The sequence below is a fragment of the Pontibacter sp. GD7 genome (genome assembly GCF_058216375.1).
The window spans coordinates 351,370-363,964 of the sequence record NZ_JBYZMP010000005.1; the positions used below are offsets into that span (position 1 = coordinate 351,370).

Annotated in this window: 11 protein-coding genes; 6 read left to right on the plus strand and 5 right to left on the minus strand. The window is 47.2% G+C overall.

What is annotated here, in order from left to right:
• Positions 1 to 45: 45 nt before the first annotated feature.
• The 3 genes from AC4BAP_RS10625 to leuS form a co-directional block, all read right to left on the minus strand.
• A complete protein-coding gene (locus AC4BAP_RS10625; RefSeq protein WP_490582623.1) occupies positions 46 to 1,701 on the minus strand; it encodes a cation:proton antiporter in 1,656 nt (551 codons plus the stop codon).
• A gap of 3 nt (positions 1,702 to 1,704) precedes the next feature.
• On the minus strand, positions 1,705 to 2,559 hold the full coding sequence (locus AC4BAP_RS10630; RefSeq protein WP_490582624.1) for a universal stress protein: 855 nt from the start codon (positions 2,557 to 2,559) through the stop codon (positions 1,705 to 1,707).
• A gap of 129 nt (positions 2,560 to 2,688) precedes the next feature.
• Entirely contained in the window at positions 2,689 to 5,454 is a 2,766-nt protein-coding gene (gene leuS / locus AC4BAP_RS10635; RefSeq protein WP_490582625.1) for a leucine--tRNA ligase, read from the minus strand.
• A gap of 814 nt (positions 5,455 to 6,268) precedes the next feature.
• Here leuS and AC4BAP_RS10640 point away from each other — a divergent pair.
• From AC4BAP_RS10640 to AC4BAP_RS10650, 3 genes are all read left to right on the plus strand, one after another.
• Complete coding sequence (locus tag AC4BAP_RS10640; RefSeq protein WP_490582626.1) at positions 6,269 to 6,943, plus strand: DsbA family protein; 675 nt, start codon at positions 6,269 to 6,271, stop codon at positions 6,941 to 6,943.
• Positions 6,944 to 7,053: 110 nt separating this feature from the next.
• Complete coding sequence (locus AC4BAP_RS10645) at positions 7,054 to 7,761, plus strand: DUF1003 domain-containing protein (protein WP_490582627.1); 708 nt, start codon at positions 7,054 to 7,056, stop codon at positions 7,759 to 7,761.
• Positions 7,762 to 7,824: 63 nt separating this feature from the next.
• Positions 7,825 to 8,436 carry a LysE family translocator gene (locus AC4BAP_RS10650; protein ID WP_490582628.1) on the plus strand — a complete coding sequence of 204 codons (612 nt, stop codon included), beginning with the start codon at positions 7,825 to 7,827 and terminating at the stop codon, positions 8,434 to 8,436.
• Positions 8,437 to 8,628: 192 nt separating this feature from the next.
• Here AC4BAP_RS10650 and AC4BAP_RS10655 read toward each other — a convergent pair whose 3' ends face one another.
• Together AC4BAP_RS10655 and AC4BAP_RS10660 are read right to left on the minus strand one after the other, a co-directional pair.
• A complete protein-coding gene (locus AC4BAP_RS10655) occupies positions 8,629 to 9,366 on the minus strand; it encodes a DUF3291 domain-containing protein (protein ID WP_490582629.1) in 738 nt (245 codons plus the stop codon).
• A gap of 112 nt (positions 9,367 to 9,478) precedes the next feature.
• Positions 9,479 to 9,982 (minus strand): pyridoxamine 5'-phosphate oxidase family protein, encoded by a 504-nt coding sequence (locus AC4BAP_RS10660; protein WP_490582630.1) that lies wholly within the window; start codon positions 9,980 to 9,982, stop codon positions 9,479 to 9,481.
• A gap of 138 nt (positions 9,983 to 10,120) precedes the next feature.
• Between AC4BAP_RS10660 and AC4BAP_RS10665 the strand changes: the two genes are divergently transcribed.
• From AC4BAP_RS10665 to AC4BAP_RS10675, 3 genes are all read left to right on the plus strand, one after another.
• A complete protein-coding gene (locus AC4BAP_RS10665; RefSeq protein WP_490582631.1) occupies positions 10,121 to 10,705 on the plus strand; it encodes an acyl carrier protein phosphodiesterase in 585 nt (194 codons plus the stop codon).
• A 262-nt stretch (positions 10,706 to 10,967) separates the two neighbouring features.
• Positions 10,968 to 11,330 carry a hypothetical protein gene (locus AC4BAP_RS10670; protein ID WP_490582632.1) on the plus strand — a complete coding sequence of 121 codons (363 nt, stop codon included), beginning with the start codon at positions 10,968 to 10,970 and terminating at the stop codon, positions 11,328 to 11,330.
• A 159-nt stretch (positions 11,331 to 11,489) separates the two neighbouring features.
• Complete coding sequence (locus tag AC4BAP_RS10675) at positions 11,490 to 12,578, plus strand: efflux RND transporter periplasmic adaptor subunit (protein ID WP_490582633.1); 1,089 nt, start codon at positions 11,490 to 11,492, stop codon at positions 12,576 to 12,578.
• Positions 12,579 to 12,595 lie beyond the last annotated feature (17 nt).

Below are 12,595 nucleotides of genomic sequence, written 5' to 3' on the forward strand. Positions count from 1 at the left end.
GGCGGGAGTACCAGCAGGCAACAGCTAACTGGTACTCCCGCTTTTTTATATGGCATCCAGTTCTTCTGTTCTTTTAAACAGCTTGTATGCAATAGAATCTGCTGCATCGGCAAAAGGCAGCAACACAATTACATTTTCTTCTTTTTGTAGCGTTAAGGCGTCCGGAGCACGGTGTGCGGTAACGGCTATTTTTCCTTTGTAGTCGGTATATTTCAGTAAGCGGATCAGGCCAAGGTTTAACTGCACGTCCGCAAGGCTACTGATAACCACATTCGTTTTGTTTAGTGGCAGCTGTTCCGGCAGGTCCGGGTCCTCTATGTCGCCGTACTTCGCCAATATCCCCTGCGCTCTCCAGAATTTAACCTGTTTCGGATCAAAGTCTATTGCCAGTATGTGGTAGCCGTCTTTTTGAAGCGCAAGCGCAATGTTGCCACCAAATCTGCCCAGGCCAAACAATATGGCATCCGGCGACTTAACTTGATCAAGTTGCAGGTTATCTTCTCTGTAAGGGATCTTCTTCTCAAAAATACCCAGTACAGGTGACAGCCGGTCGAACAACTGGTGTGAGTAGATGATCATGTAGGTAGAAAGGCCAATGGTAATCATACCTACCAAGGTAACCAAGCCTATGGTTTCTTCGGTGATATGTCCCAAAGTATAACCCAGTGAGGCAAAGATCAGGGAGAACTCACTTATCTGGGCTACGGTAAGCCCGGCCAGGAAGCTGGTGCGTTTACGATACCCCATCAAACCCATAATCACCATCACGATCAGCGGGTTACCCACCAACACGAACACAGAGAGCAGCAATGCCTCCGGTACCTGGTCACCGATCAGGTCAAGGTTGAGGTTAAGCCCCAGGTGTATAAAGAAGAACAACAAAAGAAAATCGCGCAGGCTGACCATACGCCCTGAAATAATACTGCGAAAAGGGGAGGATGCCAGCGAAACCCCAGCCAGAAATGCCCCGACCTCCCTGCTAAAGCCCAGCAGGTCGCTGGCTGTTGCTGCAGTTAATGCCCATGCAATAGAGAAAAGTATGAGCAGCTCCTGGGACCTGGCAAGGTATTGTACAAGCCTTGGTATAACAAAGGCGGTAAGTATGGCAAACACGGAAAGCACTACCACGCCGCGTCCAAACATTTTTAGAATGTTGTAGATGATTTGGCCTTCCGTGCTTCTGTCAAGTGCAGTCAGGCCGATCATTAGAAACACCACCACAAGGTCCTGCACGATCAGGAAACCTATGGCGATCTGGCCATGCAGTGAGTCAATCTCTTTTTTGTCGGAAAGCAGTTTTACGATAATGATGGTGCTGGAAAAAGTTAAGGCAATAGCTACATACAGCGAGGTGGCATAACTATAACCTAGCAGGACACAGATGACAAAGCCAAAAACGGATGTGAAAATTACTTGGCCCAAGCCTGTGGTGATGGCTACTTTACCCATCGAGCGGATCAGGTTAAGGTCCAGTTTAAGGCCGACCAGAAACAAAAGTATGGCAATGCCCAACTCAGATAGCAGGTTGATCTTATCCGGGGAGGTTATCAGGTCCAGCGCGGAGGGGCCTACTAAAATGCCCAGCGCCAGGAATACTACGATGAGCGGTTGCTTTAACAATTGGCCGATAAAACCGAACAGGGCAGCCAGAATAAGAATTATGGCAAACTCATAAAACGGTACCACCCCGAAGCCACCCATAGCTTAGGAAATTTCCTTATGGTCTTCCGGAGGGATAACAAGTATAGGCAACTGATGCTCCGACAGCACTTCTTCTACCAGGTCCTCTGTGTAGGAATCGGACCAGAAACCCCTTTTGCGGGGTAACCAAACAAAAAGGTCTGCCTGTGGCTGATGTATGTAGTTCTGTATCAATTCATCCTTTTGCACGCCCTTTACTTCGTGGCTTAAGGCCCGAAACTCTTCTGTAAGCGCTTCGGCTCCAATAATGTCGGAAAGGTGAGGCAGCGGGTCCTGTGCCTTCTGTACAACCAGGAAGCTTACTGTAGCCCCGAAATTGCGTGTAAACCGTGCCAGCAAGCGCAACCCATCCCGGTAACCAAGGTCTTTGTTCCGAACTATTGTAAAGATCTGCCTGAAGCCCTTAAACTCATGTGCCTCGGGTACTACAAGCAAAGGAACAGGAGTGAGGTTCATTAGCTGAAGGGTATTACTGCCAAATAACAGGTTTTTCATGCTATTTAAGCCTCCGGCTCCCATTACCACCAAGTCTATACTCTGGCTTGCAGTAACTTGAAGTATGGTTTCGGGTATCGGGGCCGTCATAACCAGTACTTGCTTTTGTACTTCACTGGGTCTGAGTGCTACCTCTTCGTATAGTTTCTGGCAAGTGCTGCGTAGTTTCTCGTGTAATTCACGGCGGTCGTTCTCAAACATGCTGCTGTATACTTCCTCAGGAGAGGTTGCCGGCACCATTGGCTTCGACATGGCGTGCATAAATACTACCTCGGCACCAAAGCTTTTGGCCAGCAAAAGTCCAGTGCGCATGGCTGTCATGGCATTCTTTGAGAAGTCCGTGGGTATAAGTATCCGTAGCATATGGAGAAAGCTTATACTTTCTGTACGAAAAAATGCAGGGCACGGACCTGAACAGGACTAAAAGCAAAGAGCCGCCAAGTTTTCAGCTTGTGCGGCTCTTTAAAAGTTAATTGGTAAGATGGAGTAACCTTATACTACCACGTTAATGATTTTGTTCGGAACGATAATCATTTTTTTGACAGGCTTGCCCTCCATGAAGCGCTGCACCTGTTCATCGGCCAATACGGCTTTCTCCATTTCGTCTTTCGGAGCATCCAGGGCAAATGTCATTTTAGTACGAGTTTTGCCGTTTATCGAAACCGGGTATTCAAATGTGTTCTCCACCAGGTACTCTTCTTTCCATTCCGGGAAAGCGGCATGGCTTATACTTTCGGTGTGGCCCAGTTTCTCCCAAAGCTCCTCGGTAATGTGTGGCGCATAAGGCGAAAGTATAACCGTAAGCGGCTCCAGTATAGCGCGCTTGTTGGTTTTCAGCTGGGTTAGTTCGTTCACACAGATCATAAAGGTAGAAACCGACGTGTTGAACGAGAAACGCTCAATGTCTTCCTCTACTTTCTTGATGGTCTTGTGCAACGTCTTCAGCTCGGCTGCGGTAGGGGCATCATCTGATACAGCGAAGTTTCCGTCGTTGTCGTGGAATAGCCTCCAGAACTTACGCAGGAACTTGTTTACACCGTCCATGCCGTTGGTGTTCCAAGGCTTGAACTGCTCCAGCGGGCCCAGAAACATCTCGTACATACGAAGCGTGTCAGCGCCCTGGCGCTCTACAATGTCGTCCGGGTTTACCACGTTATACTTCGACTTCGACATCTTCTCGATCTCAACGCCGACGTTATACTTACCATCTTCCAGTATAAACTCCGCATTGGCATTCTCTGGTCTCCAGGTTTTAAAGGCTTCCAGGTCCAGCACATCGTTCTCAACAATGTTCACGTCTACGTGCAGCTGCGATGTTTCATACTGATCTTTCAGGCCAAAAGAGACATACTTATTTGTGCCATTGATGCGGTACACAAAGTTAGAGCGGCCCTGTATCATGCCCTGGTTGATCAGCTTCTTGAATGGCTCGTGCTCCACTACCAACCCCAGGTCGAACATGAATTTGTTCCAGAAGCGTGAGTATAGCAAGTGACCCGTAGCATGCTCAGAACCACCAATGTATAAATCCACGTTGCGCCAGTAGGTTATCTTATCTTTGTCAGCGAAAGACTCGTTGTTTTGTGGGTCCATGTAGCGGTACCAGTACCAGCTGCTACCCGCCCAACCCGGCATCGTGCTCAGTTCATACTCATACTGCCCGTCATACTTCCAGTCCACGGCGCGGCCAAGTGGCGGCTCTCCGGTTTCGGTTGGCAGGTAAGCGTCGATCTTTGGCAACTCCAATGGCAGTTCTTTGTCCTCTAAAAGGTGCGGAACACCATCTTTGAAGTATACCGGAACCGGCTCGCCCCAATAACGCTGGCGGCTGAAAACGGCATCGCGCATACGGAACTGTACTTTACCTTTACCTACGCCAAGCTCTTCGGCTTTGGCAATTCCGGCTTTGATGGCTTCTTTCACTTCAAGGCCGTTCAGGAAGCCAGAGTTGATGATCTTGCCTTCTTTGGCTGCGTAGGCTTCTTCCTCAATGTTGCCACCCTCCACAACTTGCCTGATAGGCAGGTTAAAGTGCTTGGCAAAAGCATAGTCGCGGCTATCGTGACCCGGAACGGCCATAACGGCACCTGTACCATAGCCTGCCAGCACGTAGTCGGCAATCCAGATTGGCACACGTTCCTCAGAAATTGGGTTGATGGCATAGGCGCCTGTAAACACACCGCTCACGGTTTTCACGTCCGTCATACGCTCACGCTCCGAACGGTTTTTGGCCACGTTTACATACGCCTCTACCTGCTCACGCTGTTCTGGTGTGGTTATCTGTGCTACCAGTTCATGCTCTGGGGCCAGTACCACGAAAGTGGCCCCAAAAATAGTGTCAATTCTGGTTGTAAATACTTTTATATGACCATCACCTTCAATGGCAAAGTCCAGCTCGGCACCCACCGATTTACCGATCCAGTTGCGCTGCATTTCCTTTACAGGCTCTGGCCAGTCGATCTCTTCCAGTCCCTGCAGTAAACGCTCGGCATAGGCTGTGATGCGCATCATCCACTGGCGCATTTTCTTGCGCTCTACCGGGTAACCGCCACGCTCCGAAACGCCCCCAACAACCTCGTCATTGGCTAGTACCGTACCCAGGGCAGGACACCAGTTTACTACGGCCTCGGCTACATAGGTTAATCTATACTTTAACAGCATTTCAGACTGCTGCTGCTCATTCATGGCTTTCCAGTCTTCGGCTGTAAAAGCTGGCGTATCATCGTCACAGGCTGCGTTTACGTTTGCGTTACCGTTTGCCTCAAATTCCGCTATTAGCTTGTCTATGCCTTCGGCCTTATCCGAAGTATAATTGTAGTAGCTGTTGAACAGCTGCATAAAGATCCACTGCGTCCATTTGTAATAGCTTGGGTCGGAAGTGCGTATCTCACGTTCCCAATCAAAAGAGAAACCGATGTTCTTCAGCTGCTCTACGTAGCGGGCAATGTTCTGCTCGGTGGTAATGGCAGGGTGCTGGCCCGTCTGGATGGCGTACTGCTCGGCTGGCAAACCAAACGAGTCGAAGCCCATCGGGTGCAACACATTAAAACCTTTCAGACGCTTGTAGCGGCTCACGATGTCAGAGGCAATGTAGCCCAGCGGGTGGCCTACGTGCAGACCTGCACCCGACGGATACGGGAACATATCCAATGCGTAGTACTTTGGTTTATCGCTGGTGGCTTTGGCTTTAAACGTCTGGTTCTCTTCCCAGTAACGCTGCCATTTCTTCTCAATCTGGTTGAAATTATACTCTGACATCTCTTATTCTGAATTCGCTTGTTCTTTGTTAAACCGCTAAGTTAATTGTTAATTGTTAATTGTTGGATTGTTTGACCACTGATTAAGGTGATTTTAATGATTAAAATGATTACTGGCTGATATTTTTTTGATGCTTTAGCCATTTCATTCATTAGTTCTTTCAAGTTGCGATATCCAGTTTTCAACCATACTGCTTAACCCATCCTTAAAGAGCTACACTCTCTAGCTCAAATTTCTCATTTTGGCTAGTACAGAGGAGGGGAATTTTGCTCGTGCATGATTCCCCTCTTGAGAGGGGCAGGGGTGTGTAATCGTTCGTAGATTTATACCGCGCCGTTTGGTAAACCTTTAATATAGTAATACAACGATTCCCCCTTGAGGACAAGTGAAAACGGAAGTTTGAAAATTGCGACTATAGGTCATAGAGGGCCGTTTACTCATTGCAAAAGGTGTTCTCAACTGGCTTTACACCCAGTTGGTAGTATAGGCTTAACCTCCCTTCTCACAAGTTTCTTTACAGAATGACAGACGTTTTTTCTCTTTTTTATTAGCATGAAACGCCCCTGCCTTCAAGGGGACAATTACCGTTAAAACTAAATGGCCTTACCTCCTCAGAGGGGCTAGGGGTGTGTTAACCACCTTTGCTTAAAGTATACTTTACAAAAAAGTAATCTTTCATTGACACAAACCAGACGAATCCTTCAATTTACAATCAATGTTATTTCCATATACAATCATTAAAATCTCCTTAATCACCGGTTAATCCCTTTAATCACCGGTCCGATTAGACTACCTTTGCGTAAAATATAATAGGATGGAAAAGCAGAAAGAAGACTTACTGGATATACTTCACCTGATTTACGTGATGGACCCGATGTGCTCGTGGTGCTACGGGTTTGCGCCTGTTATCCGGAAAACGATAGAAGAAACGCAGGGCAACCTGCAGTTTAAGCTGGTAATGGGCGGCCTGAGACCCGGAACCGAGAAGCCACTGGAAGAGCCGATGAAAAAGAGCATCATGCAGCATTGGAACGATGTGGACCAGGTTACCGGACAGCCCTTTGACTATACTTTTTTTGAGCGCGATGACTTTGTGTACGACACCGAGCCTGCATGCCGTGCCATAGTAACCATGCGCTACGAGAAGCCAGAAATGGAACTGGAAATGGTCGAGGCGGTGCAGCGTGCCTTTTATGCCAATAACAACGACGTAACCAACCCCGAGGTGCTGGCAAGTATAGCTTCTCAGTTTGATGTGCAGGAAGATACTTTTTTAGAGCGTTTCAACTCAGAGGAGATGATTGAAAAGACCAAGCAGGACTTCGTGATCGCTAAGCATTTGCAGGCAACCGCTTTCCCGAGCCTGTTTATCCTGAACGGAACTAACATCCATTTGGTAAGCCGGGGTTACAGACCCTACGATGGCCTGGCAGCGCATTTAAAACGCGTGGTGCAGGAAATAGCCCCCGACCAGAACCCGATGAACTAGCAATTGAAGCCGCAGCCAAACCTGCGGCTTTTTATTTGTTGTGCATGGCACTTACGCAAGTATAAACTTAGAGCAGAACTCGTATTTATAGTAGGTGCTTGTTGCTGCTTATGAAAAACCATCGGAACACGGGTTATTGCTTTATCACAAAGAAACACCTGCCTTTACAGCAGTTGGTGGCTGGTACCAGTATCCGTAAAAGCATTCTGGAGCTGATTAAGGAGGACCACCCAGATTTTGAGGATAAGCATTATATCTCCCTGAAGGTGCTGAACGCATACCGGAAGAAATACCTGGAGCAGCTGCTTAAACGCGAGATGGGGGAGATCTCGGATCTGGAGGAGGAGGTGATCCAAAGTATAAACAAGCACGAGCTGCTCTCTTCCAACATCGAGGATGAACTGACGGTGAAGCTTACCTTCGGGGAGAGGCTTTCGGACAAGATCGCTTCTTTTGGCGGCAGCTGGACCTTTATCATGATCTTCTTCTTTTTCCTGTTCCTCTGGATCGCCATAAATTTATACTTTGTCGCCTCACGCCCTTTCGACCCTTACCCGTTTATACTTCTAAACCTGATACTTTCCTGCCTGGCTGCTATTCAGGCACCCATCATCATGATGAGCCAGAACCGGAAGGATGCCAAAGACCGGCAGCGCTCCCAATACGACTACCAGGTAAACCTGAAAGCAGAGCTGGAGATACGCCTGCTGCACGAGAAAATAGACCACCTCATTATTCAGCAGAACCAACGTTTATTGGAAATTCAGCAGATACAGGTAGATTTACTGGAAGACATCATGCAACGGATGAAAAAATGAAATGCATTGCTGCGTCCCTTTTACGTTGTGCCCGTCTTCAGTAAAAGCTTAAAAGTATAAATCATGATAAAAGCATTTGTATTTGGGTTAACGATAGCCATTGCCATTGGCCCGATCGCTATCCTGATCATAAACCGAGGCCTAAGTGCCGGGCTTAAAAGTGGTGTGATGAGCGGCGCCGGTGCTGCCCTGGCTGATTTTACTTATGGGATCATCGCTTTCTCTGTTGGTACACTCATCGTGGGGTTTCTGCAGGTTAATCATTTATACTTTGAGGTGCTGGCTGCCATCGTATTACTGCTTTTTGGGCTCTGGATGATGCGGGGAAGTATAAGAGGGTTTAACCTGAAACCAAGCGAAGCACAGACTACTCCCGAAAGTGGTATTAAATATCTTGCGTCTACCTACCTGCTTACTATAGTCAATCCGCTTACGGTGGTGATGTTTATGGGATTTTCGGGGCAGTTGGTTACGCCGGTTACCGGATTTACAGATGTGGTGCTGCTGGCGGCTGCCATTTTTGCGGGTAGCCTGCTGGTACAGTTGGCCTTGGCCTGCTTTGGGGCAACTCTGGGCAAGCTTGTGAAAGACCCACGGGTTATCAAACTCTTAAATGTAGCTAGCAGCCTTGCTATAGTGCTTTTTGGGTTGGCGGGTTTAATTCATGCCTTATAAACCAACTGGGTTATTTCATCTGGTGAAATCTATACTTCGGTTCTAAGGAGTCTAGCTGCCAGCGTGCAATTTGGCTCTCCGAGCCAGTTGAGGAAGCCAGTCCCGGGCGGAGTCCCGGGAAGACTCAACCTTACTTATTAGTCACGAATCTGGAGATTCGCGCCAGAATGAAGTATTTTGACAAACCCGAATTTAAGCTAAGGACTTCAAAACATTTGCCAGTGGGTCTACACCATTCCAGGTGCCCTGGCTGGCGATAGGCTTGAAGCGTGCAAAAAGCTCTTCGCTGTACCAGTTCTCGGCTCTTGTACGCCGCATCACCTCTTTATGGAACGGGTGCTTGTAAGCATATTGGCGCATGGCTTCCATACTTTCCCAGACACTGAAGGTAGCCTGACGCACAAAAGGTAATTCCCCCAGGCCAATAGAGCAGATCAACCCTTCGGCATTATCTAAAGCCTTGCTGGTTTGGGGAACAAAACGCCAGAAATTCGGCAAGGCCAGCCAGTTTATACTTGCCCTGGTAAGTATGGCAATCGGCCCGGAAGTATAATTACTCGCTAAAATAGGGGAGAAGGGTTCCTGTTTGTCCCATTGCCCATGCGTTTGGTACGTGTGCAGCTTTACCGTCCAGGATTCAAATGTATGGCAGCTATATTCCTGCAACATGGGAGAAGAGTTCAAGAAGTCATCCGCGGCCTCCTCGCTTTGCCAGGTACACAGCATGCCGTATCGCCGGAAATTTGGCTTGATGCTAAACCCTTTGCCATGCCCGCTGCCTAACAGTTTGTAAAAGAGTAAGCCCGGCACTTTATCTAATCGAGGACCAGAAGTGCCCATTTGGGAAAGCCCCCATCTCAGGTGACCGTCTTTTACACCGAATAAGGTAAGGGTAGTCAGGCGTGGTGCTGTCGTGCTGTCGTGCTGCAAAGGGTAAGGGTTTAGATTATACCTAAATATAAAGATTTGGCTTAACATGAAAACACCTGCCAGACACAAATGTTTGGCAGGTGCGCTTTCAAGCTATAGGTATTTTTTATACTTACATGTTTATCTTTTCGTTGTCGCCGGGTCTGGTTTTCTCGCCGGTTATGGCTGCTTTTGCCATACCATACAAATGCACCAGGGTACTGTTTGGAGCGTCCCAGTATTCGGCTTTGTCAATGGTTACTTTAATAAGTCCCACATTCGGGTCGTCTTTGCCGTTTGGGAACCAGGCCTTGAGTGTAGGGTTCCAGAGCTCGTCTATCTTCTGCTTGTCCTTGCTAAGCGTGGCCTTACCCGATACCGATACATACAGTTCGTCATCCGGGTCTGAGTAACTCAGGTTTACGTGCGCGTTGTTGTCCTTAATCTCATGCGATTTGCCAGACTCGTAGCCTGTGAAAAACCACAGTACGCCATCTTCATTAATTTTCTGGGTACGCATGGGGCGGCTTCTCAGGCTGCCGTCATCGTCCACGGTGGTCATCATGGCAATGTCCACGTCTTTGATCATATCTATAAGTTTGCGCAGGTTTTCCTGTTTGTTCTGGTTGTTTTCCATAGATTTATACTTTGTGCTAGTGTGTTTTGATTACGGGGCTAAACTGATAAGGGTTTATCCGCGTGTTATACTTAGTACAGCTTGTTAAACAGGCTCTAGCCCTTATTGTTTTAAGCAACCTCTAACGCAACTATCGATTTGAACTTTCTGGCCCATGCTTTCTTATCCGGAGACAACCCCGAACTGCTGCTCGGCAACTTTATAGCCGATACCGTGAAAGGCAGGCAAGTGGAGTTATACACACCAGAGGTTGCCAAAGGTATAAAGCTGCACCGCCTGATAGACACCTACACCGACAGCCACGAGATCGTAGCCGCAACCAAAGCCCGCCTACGGCCACAGTACCGTAAGTTTGCCCCCGTTATCGCCGACATTTTCTACGACCATTTTCTGGCCAGCCAATTCGAGCACTATGCCTCTGAGCCACTGGCCGACTACACCGACAAAGTATACAGTATCGTGCGTGAATCTTTGCACCTGCTGCCTGAGCGCATGAAGTATACGTTCGAGCACATGCAACGCCATAACTGGCTGCTAAGCTATGCCGAACTGGAAGGAGTGGGCAGGGCTTTAACAGGCATGAGCCGCCGCGCCTCCTTTGCATCGGGCATGGAGACTGCTGTACATGAACTGGAGCAGAATTATACGTTGTACGCCACTGAATTCGAAGCCTTTTTCCCGGAGTTGATGGGGTATGTGGAGGAGGTAAAGTATAACTTGTGAAGTACTTTAAATATCGATGTTGCTGCTAGCTGTTAAAGCTTACAACCAAAAATAAAGCTTGCAGACATTGTTATTGAACCTATTCGCCTTATCATTCATTTGTGATGTAGCAATATGCATGAAAGCCGATCAATGTTTAAAAAGTAATCCGTAAAACATTGCCTTCTATTGATCTTCATGTAATTTTGTGCCACAGATGATAAAGGCAGTCCTTAAATATCTTCTTATTCTTAGTATCCTCTTATTAAGCGGATACAGCTTGATGTCTGCACAGACCAGGGAGATATCTGCTTCTACAACCCCAAAAGTATCAGCTGTAATTCAGGATATTGCAGGGCATGAGGCCTCTCTTTCCACTGACTTGTTTTATTTCAGGCCCGCTGTGCCCAGTACAACAGATCAGGATCCTGCCACTTTTGTTTTTACCAAATTTGAGATAGAAGAAGATGAGTTGGTAGCTTTTAACAAGCTTTTAAAGAACATTCAACTTTTTTCTTCCATTATATGTGCCTTCATAGTCGGATTTTTGTTCCACTATGTTCAGAAGGGCACAACCTTATCTGATCTTTTATATCAGCTCTCTTCTTACAGAAAGCATATCCTACTCCAGGTTTTCCGGATTTGATGTAATTATCAAAACAGGCATCCCACAAAGGCCTGTTTAGCTATTCCATTCTTTTTTGCCCATGATTCCATTGCCAACGCCATGGTAAGTGTGCATGTGTATACCTATACACCTCCCATATTCATTTTTTCAATTTAAAGATTTTTCATTTTCATCATCATGAAGAAAATTCTCATGCTCGCAGGCGTGTGCGCCCTTGCGTTTCAAACCAGCTGTACCTCATCCAAAGGAGAAGATAACAAAGAACATGAGGTAAGCTACCTGGTAACCAGTCCGATCAGAACGGATACCACCCTTACCGAAAATTATGTAAGCCAGATAAGCTCTATTCGCCATATTGAGGTAAGAGCGCAGGAAAGAGGTTACTTACAGAAAATATTTGTAGACGAAGGGCAAATGGTTAAAAAAGGACAATTGCTTTTCCAGATCATGCCTAACCTGTACGAGGCCGAACTGCAAAAAGCGCAGGCCGAAGCCAATTTTGCCAAGATCGAATACCAGAACACGAAAACCCTCGCTGACCGCAACATTGTGTCTCCTAATGAACTGGCCATGGCTAAAGCTAAAATGGACAAGGCTAACGCTGAGTTAGCACTGGCGCGCGTTCACCTGCAATTCACGGAGATCAGAGCCCCTTTTGATGGCATCGTTGACCGCTTCCTGGTAAGGCAGGGAAGCTTGGTGGAAGAAGGCGATCTGCTCACGAACCTGTCTGATAACAGTAAAATGTGGGTTTACTACAACGTTCCGGAAGCCGAGTACCTTGAATACAAGACGAAGGCAAAGAAAGACAGCACCATGAAAGTGCAGCTTCTTATGGCCAATAACAAGCTGTTCGATTACCCGGGTGTGGTGGAAACCATTGAAGCTGATTTCAATAACGAAACCGGTAATATTTCATTCAGAGCCACTTTCCCTAATCCTGATGGTTTGTTGAGGCACGGCGAAACTGGTAATATTCAGATGGGGGTGCCCTTTAAGAATGCATTGCTCATACCTCAGAAAGCGACTTTCGAGGTAATGGACAAAAAGTTTGTGTTCGTGGTAGACAAGGATAATATAGTCAGATCCAGAGAGATAACTGTTGCAGCCGAAATGCCCCACATTTATGTAGTACAGAAAGGTTTAAAGGAGACTGACAAGATTTTGCTTGAGGGCTTGCGCCTGGTACGTGAGAAAGACAAGATCAAGTATAAGTACCAGAATCCTGCCACCGTGTTGGCAAAGCTAGACTTGTATGCTGAATAGAAATCCCCATTAAAAGC